This window comes from Corynebacterium canis (assembly GCF_030408595.1).
GTDB lineage: Bacteria > Actinomycetota > Actinomycetes > Mycobacteriales > Mycobacteriaceae > Corynebacterium > Corynebacterium canis.
The window spans coordinates 807,501-823,349 of record NZ_CP047080.1 but is presented as its reverse complement, the minus strand read 5'-3'; the positions used below and the strand labels follow the sequence as shown (position 1 = coordinate 823,349).

Here is a 15,849-nt window from a genome sequence, read left to right as displayed (position 1 = left end):
GTCAACCCCACACTTCGATCGTTTGTTCGTCATCAAAAGCCACCGCGGTCGGCTGACCGAGGATCTCCGCCGGCGGGGTATCCGTGTGTGCACCGCAGCCATAGCTGGAATGCACCACGTGCCCGTCGGCGGAGTACTCGTTTACGCACACCCCGAATAATGGCCCCACCGGCTCGCCGACCGGCAGATAGAACGCACAATCGACGCATTGCAACGCCGCTTTCATGGCGTATTCGCTATGCGGGCCATAGTCGCCGCGCTGCCAACGGGTGCGCGCGATATGCAACCCATAGCTGGTGAGTTGTTTCGTGGAGCAATGGCCGGGAACGGTTACGGTGTCGGGTCCGGCGGCGTCGGCAAGCCGCGGGTCGTCGGCACGCGGGGGCAATTGGTCGCTGGGGCCGAGGTCCCCGGGCTGCACGCGGTCGGCGTAGGGCACCCACTGCGGCGCGCGCAAGGCCTCGGCGCCCGGCAGCAACGCCAATTCGTTCACCGTGATCTTGCGGCTTCCGCACGCGCAGGCGATAACCACGTGCCATTCCCAGCCGCGATAGCCGGACATATTGGCCACAAAATGATGGGTGGCCGAATTAGCGCCGATATTGCTTACGCCAATGTGTTCGCCAATTTCGCCCTCCCCGAGTTCTTCGAGAGCGGTGCGCGCAATTGCAATGGCGGGTGGTTCAAGAAGAGGATTGCGTCGTCTACGAGATGGCACGTCGTTTATTATCGCCTACGTGCGGCATGATAGTGATATGCGCTCGTCGTTCCGGATTTTCGTGTCATCCGCCTGTGTTATCGTCGCCCTCGCCAGCCCGCTCACCGGCTGCGCCACGTCTTCCTCTGCGCCGGTGGAGGCGCTTCGCGTTGAGGTGGTGTCCACCCATGAGTTCGACCCCACCGCGTTTACCCAGGGCCTCGAGCTCGTGGGCGATAAACTGCTGGTAAGCACCGGTTTGGAGGGCTCTTCGCGGGTGTATTATCGCGCCATGAGCGGCCAGGAATCGCACGCACAAGAGCTCGATGCGGACTATTTCGGCGAGGGCGTGACGCACTCCGGTAATGCGGTGTGGCAGCTCACCTGGCGCCACGGCACCGCCCTTAAGCGCGATCCGAACACGCTTTCGGAGGTTGGGCGGGCCTCCTACTCCGGCGAAGGCTGGGGCCTGTGCTCCTTCGACGACCGCCTAGTGATGTCCGACGGCACCTCCCAGCTGCGCGAGATAGACCCCGAAAACTTTGTCGAACTGCACCGCATCCAGGTCACGCGCGACGGCGAGCCCGTGGACAAGCTGAACGAACTGGAGTGCGTCGATGGGCTCGTCTATGCGAACCGTTTCATGACCAATGAGATCGTGCGTATCGACGTCGCGACGGGCAACGTCACCGGCACCATCGACGCCTCCGGGTTGGATAGCGGGGCCGCGCCGGATCGCAATAATGTGCTCAATGGCATCGCACATATCCCGGGCACGGATCGGTTTTACATCACCGGGAAACGCTGGCCTACATTATTCGAAGTACGATTCGTCCCCGCACGATAGGATCTGCACATGGCCACAAAACGGAGTCGCACCAATTTACGACAATTCCTTATTCTCATCGCAGCGGTCGTGCTGGTGGTGGCGGCGTCCATCGGATTCCAACAATGGTGGAATAGTCGCCCGGGGAAGGAACCCAAGGATGTCACCATTACCGCCTCCAGCGGCGGCGAAACCCTTGAGGTGTCTCCGTTTAGCGTGTGCGAGATCGGCACCACTTGCGAGGGCGAAACGGTGCCGGAGCTCACCGTGCAGGATTCCCTGAAACTCACGCTGCCCAAAGATATTTACGACCACGACTGGCGGCTGCTAAAAATCTACGATGATCCCGAGGCCAACCACGAGGAATTCCACTCCGGCCACGAGCAAACCGAGGCGGAGATCGCCGCCCAGACGGATGCCGGGGCGAAGCTCACGGTGGTGGAGGTGTCCACCGCATTGATCGGCCACAACGATGCGGGCGAGGAATCCCCCTACGCGGTGGTGTGGTCGCTCAAAATCAACCACTAGGAAACTTGGTGCAAACATGCGAAGGGCCGCCCTATTTTGTGGCGGCCCTTCGCATCAGTGTGGTGGTGGTGTTGTGGTTAAGCGTCGAGTTCCTTTGCCACGGCACGCAGGATCTCCGCAACCTGGCGTCCGGATTTCCTATCGGGGTAGCGGCCCGCACGAAGATCGGGCTGCACCTTCTGCTCCAGGATGGTCACCATATCGAGGATCATGCCGTGCAATTGTTCTGGCTTGTATTTGTGGTGCGGCTTTCGGGAAACCCGGGGTTGATCTAACACTTTGACCCGCAGCGCTTGCGGGCCTTTGCGCCCCGCCGCGAAATCGAACTCGATTCGCTGGCCAGGATGCAATTCCTCCACCCCTTTGGGCAGCACCTGCTTTCCTACAAAACAGTCTTCCTCACCGGGGTTTGTAACAAAGCCAAAGCCTCGTTCGGCGTCATACCACTTCACTTTTCCGATCGGCATGTTTGGTTCACCGCTTCCCACTTCAACATCGTATGGCGGCCTGAAACCGCCTGGTTAACCGCCCTCCCACCGACTAGGAAGGCAGACAAATAACTATACCCGCCCCGTACCCACTAGGTGCGGCAGCAACATTTCGACGACATCGAGATGGTTTTGCACACACATTAATCAATGTCACAAAAATCGATGTAACAAGGAGTGAACTGGGGTTTTGCCGATGGAAAATCAGACAACAGACCTTTTTTGGGCATTTTGCGTGACTATTTCGTTATAAACCGCTACGGTCTATGGCAGGCACAGCGAGGTGCTCTTGCACCGGGTCCTTCCCGCCAAACCCTGTCTGGGGACCCTAGGCTTCACCTCGCACCGTGCGTGCTGATGTATCCAACTGACAATTTGATTGCAGACAGGGCGTGGGGAAACCACTTGTGGCGGCCAGCCGGCCGCCTTGGGGTGAAGCCACTTGCAGTGGCCGGGCGCTCCCTTCTCAGCCCGAACCCGACAGCTAACCTCACCGGCGGAACAACGAGAGGACTTTATTCATGGCCCGTCACGCAGCCCGCGTTTCGCACCCGCTCGCAAAGTTTGCGGCAACCACCGCAGCTTTCGGCACCGCCGCCACCCTGCTGGCCCCGCCCGCTGCCGCAGCCCCGGATTCCGACTGGGATCGCCTCGCACAATGCGAGTCCGGTGGCAACTGGGCAATCAACACTGGCAATGGCTACCACGGTGGCCTCCAGTTCTCCCCCTCCACCTGGAACGCCTACGGCGGCCAGCAGTACGCCGCCTTCGCCAGCCAGGCTTCGAGGGAACAGCAGATCGCCGTCGCCGAAAAGGTTTTGGCAGGTCAGGGTTGGGGCGCATGGCCTTCCTGCTCTGCCAAGCTCGGCCTGAACTCCGCGCCGACGCCGCGCGATGGCGCTGCCGCTGCAGCCCCCACCGCTGTTGGTGGCGCTGTTGTCCACGCCGACCCGGTTGCCCAGTTCTTGGCCAACCCGACCCAGGCCATCTACGAGGCGATCCAGCAACACTTCAATAACGCTGGCCTTCAGGTGCCCGCCGCCGTTGAGGACGCTTACCGCGTTCACTTCAGCTAGTTCCCAAACCCCCTTTTAGGGGGTAAAGAGCAAAACTACTTCAGTGCCGCTTTTTCCGCAGGAAAGGGCGGCACTTTCGCATTGTCTACCCCACCTCCACGCTGCCTTTTCGCCACCTCGAGTCACACAGAAGCCACGCCACTTTGCAAAGAACTTCACAAACCTGCGAATGATTTTCCTCCGAGATTCTCGCCTGATACGCGCAAAGTGTGACAAGTTCGCGAAGTTTATGTGTAATGTCTCACAAGGTCACCGTAGCGTGATGCAGCTTTCAAATCTCGAGAGCGATGAAAAAGGACAAGCTCTCCCGATCAGCCTGCCGAGAGAGGTAGACATGACTGACGCCACACGTGCTAAGCACGTTCCCACCCCAGAGGAATTCCTCGAAGTCTCAAACAGCGATGAGTTCGCCGAGCTTCGCGGCACTTTCCGCCACTTCGCATTCCCTGTGAGCGTGGCGTTCCTCGCCTGGTACCTCGGGTACATCATCACCGCCACCTTCGCGACCGATTTTGTCCAGCAGCGCGTCTGGGGCGCGATCAATGTTGGCATGGTGTTGGGCCTCGCCCAGTTCGCAACTGCTGGCCTTATTACCTGGGCATACGTTCGATTCGCCGATAACAAGCTCGACCCTGCAACCGCCGCGATCCGCGACAAGATGGAGTCCCCCCGATGAACCTCTCTACCACCACGCTGGCCGCTGCAAGCGGCACCGTTGAAACCGGTAACCCGATCCTCAATATCGCGATCTTCGTTCTGTTTATCGTCGCCACGATGACGATCGTGATCCGCGCCACCCGCCAAACCTCGCAAAAAGGTTCGGACTTCTACACGGGCGGCGCCTCGTTCAGCGGTTGGCAAAACGGCCTGGCTATCTCGGGCGACTACCTCTCTGCGGCGGCCTTCCTCGGCGTCACCGGCGCCATCGCGCTCTACGGCTACGACGGCTTCCTGTACTCAGTTGGCTTCCTGATCGCCCTGCTGGTCGCCCTAGTGCTCGTCGCGGAACCGCTGCGTAACACCGGTAAGTTCACCATGGCGGACGTGTTGTCCTTCCGCCTGAAGCAACGCCCCGTGCGCACCGCCGCCGCGATCTCCACCTTGACGATCTCGCTGTTCTACCTCATCGCACAAATGGCCGGCGCTGGCGGCCTGGTGGCCCTGCTCCTCGGCGTCTCTGGCACTGGCGCACAAGCCGGCGTCGTCGCCATCGTAGGCGTGCTCATGATCGCCTACGTCCTGATCGGCGGCATGAAGGGCACCACCTATGTGCAGATGATTAAGGCAGTGCTCCTGGTCGGCGGCTCCCTGATCATTTCGCTGCTCGCCTTCTGGGCAATCGGCGGCGGGTTCAACGCCACCCTCGAAGCTGCGGTTGCAAACCACCCCGGCGGCGAGGCCATCCTCAACCCCGGCCAGAAGTACGGCAAAGACATCATCACCAAGATCGACTTCATCTCCCTCGGCATGGCACTGGTGTTCGGCACCTCCGGTCTTCCGCACGTGCTGATGCGCTTCTACACCGTGCCCACCGCCCGCGAGGCGCGCCGCTCCGTCACCTGGACCATCGCGATCGTGGCGCTGTTCTTCCTGCTCACCGTGGTCATGGGCTACGCCGCCGCAGCGCTGGTTGGCCCCGAACAGATCAAGGCAGCTCCGGGCGGCGTGAACTCCGCGGTGCTCCTGCTGTCCTCCCGCGTCGGCGGCACCATCTTCATGGCCTGCATTTCCGCAATTGCTTTCGCTACGATCCTCGCCGTGGTGGCCGGCCTGGCGATTACCGCCTCCGCATCCGTTGCCCACGACCTCTATAACTCCGTGTTCCGCAACGGGCAAGCCACCGAAGAAGAGCAGGTGCGCGTCTCCCGCATCACCGTGGTGGTGATCGGCATCCTCGCGATCGTCCTTGGTATCGGAGCGATGGGCCAGAACATCGCCTTCCTCGTTGCACTGGCGTTCGGTATCGCGGCGTCGGCAAACCTGCCAACCATCCTGTTCTCCCTCTACTGGAAGCGCTTTAACACCACCGGCGCACTGTTCTCCATCTATGGCGGCCTGCTCACCTCGATCATCCTGATCATCTTCTCCCCGGCCGTCTCGGGCGCAGAAACCGCCATGATCCCCAGCGCTGACTTCGCGTGGTTCCCGCTCACCAACCCGTCGATCATTGCCATCCCCGCCGGCTTCCTGCTCGGCATTATCGGCACCCTGATCGGCAAGCCGGACAACTTCCCGCTCAAGGCAGCGGAGATGGAGGTCCGCTCCCTGACCGGCGTCGGTGTGGAAAAGGCTGTTTCGCACTAATTTTCCCCCGCTCGCTCACCCCGCCCCCCTCATCCATTGAGGGGGTTTCCTTTTGCTTATCGACGCCGCGCCCCTAACCTGCGCAGTTCAGTACGACGACGCACTGGGGATGTGTTGGGCTTCATCGTTGTCGTTTTGCTGCGGACGCCGGCCCTCGAACCCCTCGGTCAGGCAGATCCGACATGCCACCCGTCAGCTGGTGGCGTTTCCGCAGGAACGCAAAACGGCCCTGTTAGATCTGCCTGAGGCAGATTCAGCGGGGCCAGTGGTTCGAAAAAGTTCGATCGTTGCTTGGGTGGTTCAGGTTGCGGAAGCCCAAGGTTTCACGCTGGCTGCGCGCCCAAACTCCGGCGGTTGAGCTTTATTCGTGGGGTCTTTTTACCGCGGACGCCGACCCGCGAACCCGTGATCAGGCAGATTCGACATGGCGGCCGTCGTGCGGTGGTGTTTCCGCAGGACGCCGAACTCGCCCTGTCAGATCTGCCTGAGGCAGATTCGACGAGGGGCCGATGGTTCGAAGAGGCTCAAAATCTACAAGGGAGATTCGGCGGGCGGGCTGACAGAAGGCCTAGGACAAAAAGGATCCGCGCTAGTGGCTAGCGGCGGTCCACACGGGCGATTCCATATATATAAGCGCAAACGGCAGCGATGCCCGATCGGCTTGTTGCTCGGCGAACCACCACAGCACTGGGCCGTGTTCCCCGAAACGAACCACCGGCGGCGGAGCTACGGGCGCGCTGTGATGCAGCGCCGCACCGACCATCACCACGGTGGTGGCCCGCACGCGCGCACCCTGGACATCGAGTTCCGCGGTAAAATGCTGTTCCACCTCGGATGGGGCATCGAATTGCAACACACCGCTGATATCGCACCTATATTCGAGCTCGAGCTGTGGCACGTGGACCTCGGCCAGGAACGTTTCGGACGCGGCGTCGATAAGCGAAAACCCCCGCATCGCCCCGGAGGCTAGCCGCTGCAACGCTAATCCATCGACCTCGCTAAGCTCTTGGCCGAGCTCCAAAAACCACGCGTCGACCAATGTTCCCGCAGGTAGCCGCATGGGAATCTTGGTTACGGCACCGGCCTCGGTCTCCGCGACGCGCAGGGAGGCAAACTCCACGGCCGCGATACGGTCGCCCGCATAGGTAGTGAACGTGGATTCGATTGGGCGATGGCGCACTGACCACGGCATATCGCCGGTATCGATAGTGCATACGATTTTCGGCCAGCCTCGAGGGTCGCGCTCGACGGTGACCTGCGCCAAGGCTCGTAAAGACTCTGGGCACGCCCCCTCGAGCCCGCTCGGCGCGCGCACGGACATCACTTCGCCCGCGCAGGTTTCGGCGGCGAGCCGCAATGTCACCGGATCAAACGCCGCCAAGCCCCCTTGTTTGCGCAACGGTACAGTTTCAATGCTGCTGCTATAGCTCAATGTGCCCATACCGCAAGGCTACAAAACTCCCCGCCGCCGCAAGAGCTTGGACGTGCGGGGAGCCCCACAACCGCTATGTGCCTACCAATCAGCCTCAGGGCTTGTTGGTTCGAGTGTACGGGTGGACGTAGCCCAGCTTCTCCGCGGGGAGCGGGAAGGGGGTCTCATCACCATAAGGGCTGGAAGCTCCAGAAACCTTAGAAATGAGTTCGGTGACAACGTGGCCGTCGCCGGGAGCGTGCTCGGGCCAACCCGGATCGACGTAGCCCTTCTTTTCCATATTAGCCATGTGCCTATTCTTTCAAATGAGGGGCAGAAAAGTCACCTCTTCACGCACTAAACTCGTTGGCATCATGAAAAAGAACGCGGATGGGGCCGGACGTTTTCCTACGTTCCGGGAATGGCTTACGGCGATCGACGATGAACTCTTAGGGGAAATAATCACTCATCGTCCGGACATTGTGATCCCCGATGCGCCCGGATTTACCACGCTAGCTGGGCGTTTGCGCACTCCGACGCGGGTGCTGGCGGCGCTGAAGGAAGTGGACGCCCCAGCATTGCTCACCCTGGAGGCGGCGGCGCGCCTCGGCGGGGAATTGACTCCGGTTTCGCTGGCGGAGGTAATCAAAAGGATCACCTCGGCCACCCAAGACTCCCCCTCCGGCTCCCCCGAACCGGAAACAATCCAAGAGGCGTTTCGGACGTTACGCGCCTACGCATTGGTGTACGGGGATGCGGACAGCTTTATGGTGGTTCCGGAAGCGATGTCCAGCCTGCCCCTGGATTGGCAGCTGCTGCCGGAGCCCGGCGTGCCCATGCCCACCTACGAGGAGGCCGCGGAGTTTATCGCGAACTCGGGCACGCGCTGCCAACGGATCCTGGACACCCTGCTGGAATCCGGCGGGGGCGGCGTGACCAAGGACGCGGATCCGGATGCGGACCCCAACCGCCCGGTGCCCAAACTCCTCGCCGCGGGCCTGCTGAGACGCCAAGATTCCCACACCGTCCGGCTCGCCCAGGTGACCAAACGGGTGCTGTGGGACCTCGGGCCGCTGCATATCCCCTTTACCGCAACGCACCCCGAACGCGCCTTGTCCAAGGCCGAGCTGGCCCAGGCCGACGAGCAGGCTGCCGCGAACGGCCTCGAGGTGGTGCGCTACTTCCGCCTGCTGATCGAATACCTGACCGAAAACCCCGCGAGCTGCGTGCAGCGGGGCACCCTCGGCGTGCGGGTAGTGCAGCGCATGGCCAAACACCTGCAAGTGGACACATTGACGGTGTGCCGCCTGGTGTGCCTCGGCGAGGAAACCCAAATGCTCTCCCGCGGCGCCCCGGAACCGCCGCCGGAAAACAACACCTATAACGATTACCTCTGCCCCACGAACCTGGCCACCCAATGGTTGCGGCTGGATTTGCACGAGCAATGGGCGGACCTGGCGCGCAATTGGCTGACCAGCCGGTGGATGCCGTGGCTGGTGAAAAAGCCGATCCAATTGCTTTCCGAATCCACATACCGCTACTCCCTGCACACGGACAAGAAAATCTTGCTGCGCCAATACGCGCACCGCGGGCAGCTCACCCCCGATCAGGCCCTGTCCATGGCGGCCTTTGAAAGCCCGCTGTACGCCCACCATATCCACGCCGCCAACCACATCATCGAAGAGGCCATTTGGCTGGGGATCCTCAGCCCGGATCACCGCCCCACAAACCTGGCGGTGGCATTGATCGATGCGCCGGAAAAGCTGGTCGCGGCGGCCAAACAGGCGACCCCGCAGGCGGTCGATTATTTGATCGCTCAAGGCGATATGACGATCCTTGCCCCCGGCCCGCTCACCGCCCAGCTCCGCCAACAATTAGAACTGATAGCCGAGGTGGAGTCGGCGGGTTTGGCGAGCGTATACCGTATTTCCGAGGCGTCGTTACACAGGGCGATGGACGCGGGCATGGGCGCGGGCGACATTACGGAATTGTTAGAAAAGCACATCGTCGGGGAGGTGCCGCAGGCCCTTTCATACCTGCTCACGGACCTGGCGCGGCAATACGGAAGCCTGCGCGGCGGCCCCGTCATGTGTTACCTGCGCTCGGACGATGAGGCGCTGCTGGAGCATGCGGTGCAGGCGATTCCGGCGTTGCGGCTGCTGGCTCCCACGGTTGCGGTGTCTAAGCTGCCGCTCGGATCTATGATCGAAACCCTGCGCCGAAATGGGTTCAAGCCGCTCGCGGAGGATTCGCACGGAGTTGCGCTAGACCTGCGGCCCCCGCCGCGCCGCGTGCCCACCTATGTGACGCCGGAGCCAGCGGAGGAACCGCAGCGGCCGGACGTCCGCAAGATTATTCAGCGGATTCGCGCAAACGAGCTAAAAACGGTGACGGAAGGCGAATCCACCCGCTCCACTGCGGAGATTTTGGCGGTGCTGCAGGCTGCGGTACGTTCGGGTACGAGGGTAACGCTGGGCTTTGTGGATAAGCACGGCATTGCGACGGCGCGGGTGGTGCTACCGCTCACAGTATCGGGCGGCCAAGTGGACGCCATCGAGGAAACTTCGGGGGCGGTTCACCGGTACCAATTGCACCGCATTACCACCGTCGTCGTAGATAATTAGGCTTTATATTCCCATCAGTTCAGGAGGCAGACGGTGTCCTTTGGTGACGGTCCGCTCATTGTGCAATCCGATAAAACCGTGTTGTTAGAGGTAAATCACCCGCGTAGCGAAGAGGCACGCGCGGGCCTAGCCCCCTTTGCCGAACTCGAACGTGCGCCCGAACACGTGCATACCTACCGGATTACCCCGCTGGCATTGTGGAACGCCCGCGCCGCCGGACACGATGCCGAACAAATAGTCGATGTGCTCGAGCGTTACTCCCGTTTCCCCGTCCCCCAACCATTGCTTATCGACGTCGCGGAAACCATGGCGCGCTATGGCCGCGTGCGCCTGCACAAACACCCCGCCCACGGGCTGATCTTGGAATCCACGGAACCGGACATCCTTACCGAGATCCAGATGCATAAAAAGATCCAGCCGATGTTGGGCCAGCAGATCGACCGGGAAACCATCGTGGTCCACGCCTCTGAACGCGGCCGCCTCAAGCAGGAATTGCTAAAGATCGGCTGGCCCGCGGAGGACCTCGCCGGCTATGTGGATGGCGAGGCGCACCCCATCGAACTGTCGCGGGAACACGAGGACTGGGAGCTGCGGGATTACCAGCGATTGGCCGCGGATTCCTTTTGGCAGGGCGGGTCCGGCGTGGTGGTGCTGCCGTGCGGCGCCGGCAAAACCATGGTCGGGGCGGCGGCGATGGCCAAGGCCCAGACCACCACCCTGATCCTGGTGACCAATACGGTTGCGGGCCGGCAATGGCGCGCGGAGCTGCTGCGCCGCACCACTCTTACCGCCGACGAGATCGGCGAATATTCTGGCGAAAAGAAGGAAATCCGACCGGTGACCATCGCCACCTATCAGGTGATGGTGCGCAAAACCAAGGGGGAATACCGCGCCCTCGAGCTTTTTGATGCGCGGGACTGGGGCCTGATTATCTACGACGAAGTGCACCTGCTCCCCGCCCCCGTCTTCCGCATGACCTCCGACCTGCAATCCCGCCGCCGCCTCGGCCTGACCGCCACCCTGATCCGGGAGGACGGCCGCGAAGGCGATGTCTTTTCGCTCATCGGTCCGAAGCGTTACGACGCCCCGTGGAAGGACATAGAAAACCAGGGCTTTATCGCCACCGCGGATTGCGTGGAGGTCCGCACCACCATGACGGACGCGGAACGCCGCGCCTACTCGGTGGCGGACCCGCGCGAGCATTACCGGCTGGCCGCCTGCGCCGCCACCAAAATGCCCGTGGTGCGCAAACTCCTAGAGCTGCACGCCGGCCAACCCACCCTGATCATCGGCGCCTACCTGGACCAATTGGAGCACATCGGCACCGAATTGGGGGTGCCCGTGATCGAGGGCAAGACCCCGACCCGGCTGCGAGAAAAGCTCTTTAACGCCTTCCGCCGCGGGGAGATACACGTCCTCGTGGTAAGCAAGGTGGCCAATTTCTCCATCGACCTTCCGGAGGCGGCGGTGGCCATCCAGGTATCCGGAACCTTTGGATCGCGGCAGGAGGAGGCCCAACGCTTGGGCCGGATCCTGCGCCCCAAGGCGGATGGCGGCGAGGCGCATTTCTATTCGATTGTCAGCCGCGATAGCAAGGACACCCTCTATGCGGCGCACCGCCAGCGCTTCCTTGCGGAACAGGGCTACGCCTACCGCATCCTCGACGCAATTGACCTCCTCCGACCCATGAAAGACAACTAATGTCCGGCTTTAGCTTTACCGTTGACAGCGCCCACGCCAAGGAACACAACGAGTTCCTTAAAGACCAGCGGCGCCTCCAAATATCCGCAATCGTGTTCGGGGTGGTGCAGGTCCTCGTGGCGGGAGTATTTATCTGGTACACCAACCAGGCGGCGTGGGCGTGGCTGCTCGCCGCCGGCCTCGGGGTGTCCGCGCTGGTGAGCTTTAGCATGGTGGTGATCATCCCCAAAAAGGTGGGCAGCGCGCAGCACATGTACGATAGTTACGAGCTCGTGCCCGCCGTGATTGCCAAAGTAAACCCTCGTGACATGGTGCTGCTCGCGCTTGTCGACGCCCGCGTGGACCGCACCGAAGGCAACCCCGCGCCCGCACTGGCCGCCCGCACCATCACGAACCTCAGCGGGCATTCCCGCCAAGAGGGTGAGCGCGTGCCGGCGGTCGCGGTGGCGGGGCGTCGCAACTTAAAACACACCGGCTACTGGGACGAAATCTCCCCCATGCCCATCGCCTGGGGCACCCCCAACCCCGAAACCATCAAACAGGCCCGCAACGCCATCCCCCAACAACAATGGGAACAGCTGCGCAAACACGCCGGCCGCATCGACGAGGTGCTAGCAACCCCGCTGAACCTGCTGAAACTCACCTAGCGGCAATTGCTGGTAATCCCCAGCTTGCACAGCATCAGGCGGAACCACGACTCCAACGTGTTTTTCAGCCCCGCCTGCGGCGCAAACGCCAAGGTCTCCGCGTCACCGCCGCCGCCAAACACATTCCACAAGGCGGTCAGCGTGGCGATATTCGTGGGCCTATCGGGGTGATTCGGGCCGTAACCAAAATCGGGCTGCTCCGAAACCTCGTCCTTGGGAGGCTCGATAAACGGCAACGTCTCCCGAGCCGAACCCGAAGTGGAATGCGCCGGCGGCAACAAGCGTACCTCCCGCAACCCCGCGACCTCGTTGCCGTTGACAGCGACGTCGAAAGTCACGGCGTCGCTAAGCCTATCGGTATTCACAGCGGCCTGCCACGGCTTCGGGGCGATCACGCGCACGCTATAACGGCCATCCGCGATATCGGTGAAATAGTAACGGCCGTTCGCGTCCGTATCCACCGACGCAACCACGTCCGCGCCGTCACGAACCTCAACCTTTACCTTCGCCGCGCCCCGCTCCGTTACCTGGCGCTTACCATCACCGTTGGCGTCAAAATACACGTCACCGGCAAACCTATACGTCAACGCCGCATTCAACGTCACGGACTTCTGCGTCGCCGAAATGCGGAACGGTTCACTCACCCGGCCCTCAGAAACCTGCCTGGTGGCGTTATTGTCCACGCCGTCCGCGGAAAACGTCAAACCCCGCGGATAACGGTACAACAGCTGATACTCGCCCGCCGGAAGGTGCTTAAACAGGAACTTTCCATCCTTGGCGGAACTGGTCTTGCGCGCCCACGGCTCCTCGATCGGCTCCATCGAACCATCCGGCGTGGCACGGCGCATCAGCTGCACCTCCACTTCTGGGGTGGCGCCGGTAACGTCCGACTCCTCCCGGACGCCATCGCCATCAGTTTCGAACCAAATGGAGCCGGAGACCTTACCAACGGTGGGCACGAACAATGGATCTTGGAACGTGACCGCGTTTGCGCCCTCGCTCACCTCCACGGCTTCCGAATACACGTACGACTTATCTGGAGTCTCGGGAGCGGCGGCACGAACCACCTCCAACTCAGGCACCTCCGCAGCCCACCCCGAAGCCAACGGCGACAAACCGAAACCCTCCGGCACCTGAACGCGCGCCACATAGCGGCCAAAGGGGACTTCCTTGAACTCAAAAGTGCCAGAGTCCGACACCCCGCTCGTGGACACCACACCGCGCTCTGGAGACGAAACACTCACCAACTCCACGGTGGAGCCCACCAAGTACGCGTCTACGTCCTTAGAGAACTTCCCATCGCCGTTATTATCCAGCTGCAACTTGCCAGCCCACGTACCACAACAAGGAGCTGGCTCCTGCGCGTTCGCCGTGATCGCGTGGGGCGCCAAAACCACGGTAAGCGCAGCAATGGTAGAAACCCCAGCCTTACGAAAGGCGTTGGACATGGAGTGCAGCCCCTTTCCAGAGAATGAGAAAACGCAATGGCTCAACACAAATTCCTATGAAAATCCATCGTATAGGACGCAAATGAACTATCAAACTAAGAGTAACTTAAGGTGGCGGTAGGGTGCCCCCATATCGTCTGACCTGTGCAAAATCGTTACCAAATATACGATCGAATACTGGCTTGCGCGCAGGATCTGACAGGAAATATTAAGAAACGGTAAAGAAACGGCGGCCCGTTGCGACATCGAACACAAAGGCGCGCGGCGGCGAGGTGGGGGTGGCGGGGTTGGAGGGGAAATTCTTAGGGAAAATTTATTATGAAGGTGAGTGGGGTTAGGTGGGTGGTTCAGGTTGTGGGTGGTTAGGGCTGGTCACTCTGCGGTAGGTTGTGCGCGACTCTTCTTCGTCGGGTTTGTTGCTGGTCTCGGGCAGTTGTGGATGGTTGCCGAGTTTTTGGGTGATCGTTGAGTCTGCTCAGGCAGATGTGACGGGCAGTATCTGGGGTCTTGGGGAAATGCTGCCGTTCGGTGGCCGGTGTGTCGGATGTGCCTGGGCCGGGGTGCGTGTGGGCAAGATTGCGGTGGCGATAAGCTTCGGCGACCTGCGGAAACAATGTCTCCGGGTTGGGGGTGCGGATCTGCCTGAGGCACATCTGACATGGCCGATTTGGTGACTTGGGGAAACGATGCTGCTGCGGAAGCGGTGTGTCGAATCTGCCTAGACAAGGGTTTTGGTGGCCCGTTGGACTGTTGGTCGGGGTGTGTACGGCCGGTCCAAAGATGGTGTGCGATTCATACCCGGCTGCGGCATCGGGGCTGCCTGCACGAGTTATGGTTCAGTAGGTACCGACTGTTCTGGGGCGCGCAGGCGAGGTCAAGACGCCGACAAGCCTCGGCGACCTGCGGAAACAATGTCTCCGGGGTGGGGGTGCAGATCTGCCTGAGGCACATCTGACATAGGCGATTTGGTGACTTGGGGAAACGATGCTGCCGCAGATGCGGTGTGTCGAATCTGCCTGGGCGAGATGTGCGCAGGCGAGGTCGGGCCGCCGACAAGCTGTAGCGACCTGCGAAAACAATGTCTGCGGGGTGGGGTGCGAATCTGCCTGAGGCAGATCTGACAGGGGCGATTTCGCGACCTGGGGAAACGCTGCCGATTGGGAAGCGGTGTGTCGGATCTGCCTGGGGCGGATGTGACGCGGCGCGGTGGTTGGTGTGTCGGGTTTGCGTGGGTGCGGCCGCTTGTGTCCTGCTTGTCGCGTGTTTGTTCTTTGTGTGTTTTTGTGTTTGTGTTGTCTTGGTGGGTGTAGACGTGAAAAACGGCCCGGTTGGTGTGTCCGGGCCGTTAGTGTGTTTGGTTTTGGTGTCGGCGGTGTCCTACTCTCCCACACACTGCCGTGTGCAGTACCATTGGCGCTGGTGGGCTTAGCTTCCGGGTTCGGGATGGGTCCGGGCGTTTCCCCGCCGCTGTTGCCACCGACAAGTTTTTGGTTTTTGGGGTGGTGTTGGTGGTGGATACTGTGTAGTGGACGCGTGGTGGTTGTTGGTGTTCGGTGGATTAGTACCGGTCATCTGAGCACCTTGCGGTGCGTGCAATTCCGGCCTATCGACCCCATGTTCTGTGGGGCACCTGGTTGATGAAACGTTATCTTGGAAGGGGCTTCCCGCTTAGATGCTTTCAGCGGTTATCCCGTCCGTACGTAGCTAACCAGCCGTGCCACGGGCGTGACAACTGGCGCACTAGAGGTACGTCCGTCCCGGTCCTCTCGTACTAGGGACAGCGTTCCGCACGTTTCTGCGCGCGCGGCGGATAGAGACCGAACTGTCTCACGACGTTCTAAACCCAGCTCGCGTGCCGCTTTAATGGGCGAACAGCCCAACCCTTGGGACCTACTCCAGCCCCAGGATGCGACGAGCCGACATCGAGGTGCCAAACCATCCCGTCGATATGGACTCTTGGGGAAGATCAGCCTGTTATCCCCGGGGTACCTTTTATCCGTTGAGCGACACCGCTTCCACAAGCCGGTGCCGGATCACTAGTCCCTACTTTCGTATCTGCTTGACGTGTCAGTCTCGCAGTGAAGCTTCCTTGTGCACTT

At 61.2% G+C, this 15,849-nt stretch carries 13 protein-coding genes, 2 rRNA genes and 1 riboswitch (1 of these 16 cut by a window edge); of the genes, 8 read left to right on the top strand and 7 right to left on the bottom strand.

Features of this window, described 5'->3' with window-relative positions; all coding sequences use genetic code 11:
* Position 1: 1 nt before the first annotated feature.
* Positions 2–718, bottom strand: a complete 717-nt coding sequence (locus CCANI_RS03630) for a DUF3027 domain-containing protein (RefSeq protein WP_246118188.1) — start codon at positions 716–718, stop codon at positions 2–4.
* Between the two features lie 37 nt (positions 719–755).
* Here CCANI_RS03630 and CCANI_RS03625 point away from each other — a divergent pair, with 37 nt between their 5' ends.
* Both CCANI_RS03625 and CCANI_RS03620 read left to right on the top strand, forming a co-directional pair.
* Complete coding sequence (locus CCANI_RS03625; RefSeq protein ID WP_146324019.1) at positions 756–1,544, top strand: glutaminyl-peptide cyclotransferase; 789 nt, start codon at positions 756–758, stop codon at positions 1,542–1,544.
* 9 nt (positions 1,545–1,553) lie between these two features.
* Entirely contained in the window at positions 1,554–2,051 is a 498-nt protein-coding gene (locus CCANI_RS03620) for a DUF2771 domain-containing protein (RefSeq protein ID WP_146324003.1), read from the top strand.
* A 77-nt stretch (positions 2,052–2,128) separates the two neighbouring features.
* On the opposite strand, the gene CCANI_RS03615 is transcribed toward CCANI_RS03620, so the two are convergent.
* Positions 2,129–2,518, bottom strand: coding sequence for a cold-shock protein (locus CCANI_RS03615; protein ID WP_146324004.1), 390 nt, complete (start codon positions 2,516–2,518; stop codon positions 2,129–2,131).
* Between the two features lie 391 nt (positions 2,519–2,909).
* A riboswitch (cyclic di-AMP (ydaO/yuaA leader) is annotated at positions 2,910–3,055 on the top strand.
* A gap of 5 nt (positions 3,056–3,060) precedes the next feature.
* Here CCANI_RS03615 and CCANI_RS03610 point away from each other — a divergent pair.
* From CCANI_RS03610 to CCANI_RS03600, 3 genes are all read left to right on the top strand, one after another.
* On the top strand, positions 3,061–3,615 hold the full coding sequence (locus tag CCANI_RS03610; protein WP_146324005.1) for a resuscitation-promoting factor Rpf1 domain-containing protein: 555 nt from the start codon (positions 3,061–3,063) through the stop codon (positions 3,613–3,615).
* A gap of 334 nt (positions 3,616–3,949) precedes the next feature.
* Entirely contained in the window at positions 3,950–4,291 is a 342-nt protein-coding gene (locus CCANI_RS03605; RefSeq protein WP_146324006.1) for a DUF485 domain-containing protein, read from the top strand.
* Complete coding sequence (locus CCANI_RS03600; RefSeq protein WP_146324007.1) at positions 4,288–5,919, top strand: monocarboxylic acid transporter; 1,632 nt, start codon at positions 4,288–4,290, stop codon at positions 5,917–5,919. The genes CCANI_RS03605 and CCANI_RS03600 overlap by 4 nt, the downstream gene beginning before the upstream one ends.
* Positions 5,920–6,508: 589 nt before the next feature.
* Here CCANI_RS03600 and CCANI_RS03595 read toward each other — a convergent pair.
* Together CCANI_RS03595 and CCANI_RS03590 are read right to left on the bottom strand one after the other, a co-directional pair.
* Positions 6,509–7,360, bottom strand: coding sequence for a hypothetical protein (locus CCANI_RS03595; protein WP_146324008.1), 852 nt, complete (start codon positions 7,358–7,360; stop codon positions 6,509–6,511).
* Positions 7,361–7,445: 85 nt separating this feature from the next.
* Entirely contained in the window at positions 7,446–7,640 is a 195-nt protein-coding gene (locus CCANI_RS03590; protein ID WP_146324009.1) for a hypothetical protein, read from the bottom strand.
* Positions 7,641–7,704: 64 nt separating this feature from the next.
* On the opposite strand from CCANI_RS03590, the gene CCANI_RS03585 reads away from it, so the two are divergent.
* The 3 genes from CCANI_RS03585 to CCANI_RS03575 are packed head-to-tail and all read left to right on the top strand — an operon-like array spanning position 7,705 to position 12,302.
* Positions 7,705–9,954 (top strand): helicase-associated domain-containing protein, encoded by a 2,250-nt coding sequence (locus CCANI_RS03585; RefSeq protein WP_186750168.1) that lies wholly within the window; start codon positions 7,705–7,707, stop codon positions 9,952–9,954.
* Positions 9,955–9,987: 33 nt separating this feature from the next.
* Positions 9,988–11,655 carry a DNA repair helicase XPB gene (locus tag CCANI_RS03580; RefSeq protein WP_146324011.1) on the top strand — a complete coding sequence of 556 codons (1,668 nt, stop codon included), beginning with the start codon at positions 9,988–9,990 and terminating at the stop codon, positions 11,653–11,655.
* A complete protein-coding gene (locus tag CCANI_RS03575; protein ID WP_146324012.1) occupies positions 11,655–12,302 on the top strand; it encodes a DUF3239 domain-containing protein in 648 nt (215 codons plus the stop codon). Before CCANI_RS03580 ends, CCANI_RS03575 begins: the two co-directional genes overlap by 1 nt.
* Here CCANI_RS03575 and CCANI_RS03570 read toward each other — a convergent pair.
* The 3 genes from CCANI_RS03570 to CCANI_RS03560 all read right to left on the bottom strand — a co-directional run.
* Positions 12,299–13,750, bottom strand: a complete 1,452-nt coding sequence (locus CCANI_RS03570) for an SdrD B-like domain-containing protein (protein ID WP_146324013.1) — start codon at positions 13,748–13,750, stop codon at positions 12,299–12,301. The two genes, CCANI_RS03575 and CCANI_RS03570, sit on opposite strands and share 4 nt — an antisense overlap.
* 1,364 nt (positions 13,751–15,114) lie before the next feature.
* Positions 15,115–15,231, bottom strand: a 5S ribosomal RNA gene (gene rrf / locus CCANI_RS03565).
* Positions 15,232–15,287: 56 nt separating this feature from the next.
* Positions 15,288–15,849: ribosomal RNA gene (locus CCANI_RS03560) — 23S ribosomal RNA — on the bottom strand (it continues 2,565 nt past the right edge of the window).

Bases quoted from the DNA above. Each gene is read 5' to 3' on its own strand.
- CCANI_RS03590 (WP_146324009.1), bottom strand. From the start codon at position 7,640: ATGGCTAATATGGAAAAGAAGGGCTACGTCGATCCGGGTTGGCCCGAG.
- CCANI_RS03620 (WP_146324003.1), top strand. From the start codon at position 1,554: ATGGCCACAAAACGGAGTCGCACCAATTTACGACAATTCCTTATTCTC.
- CCANI_RS03610 (WP_146324005.1), top strand. From the start codon at position 3,061: ATGGCCCGTCACGCAGCCCGCGTTTCGCACCCGCTCGCAAAGTTTGCG.
- CCANI_RS03615 (WP_146324004.1), bottom strand. From the start codon at position 2,518: ATGCCGATCGGAAAAGTGAAGTGGTATGACGCCGAACGAGGCTTTGGC.
- CCANI_RS03595 (WP_146324008.1), bottom strand. From the start codon at position 7,360: ATGGGCACATTGAGCTATAGCAGCAGCATTGAAACTGTACCGTTGCGC.
- CCANI_RS03625 (WP_146324019.1), top strand. From the start codon at position 756: ATGCGCTCGTCGTTCCGGATTTTCGTGTCATCCGCCTGTGTTATCGTC.
- CCANI_RS03575 (WP_146324012.1), top strand. From the start codon at position 11,655: ATGTCCGGCTTTAGCTTTACCGTTGACAGCGCCCACGCCAAGGAACAC.
- CCANI_RS03605 (WP_146324006.1), top strand. From the start codon at position 3,950: ATGACTGACGCCACACGTGCTAAGCACGTTCCCACCCCAGAGGAATTC.
- CCANI_RS03570 (WP_146324013.1), bottom strand. From the start codon at position 13,750: ATGTCCAACGCCTTTCGTAAGGCTGGGGTTTCTACCATTGCTGCGCTT.
- CCANI_RS03600 (WP_146324007.1), top strand. From the start codon at position 4,288: ATGAACCTCTCTACCACCACGCTGGCCGCTGCAAGCGGCACCGTTGAA.
- CCANI_RS03585 (WP_186750168.1), top strand. From the start codon at position 7,705: ATGAAAAAGAACGCGGATGGGGCCGGACGTTTTCCTACGTTCCGGGAA.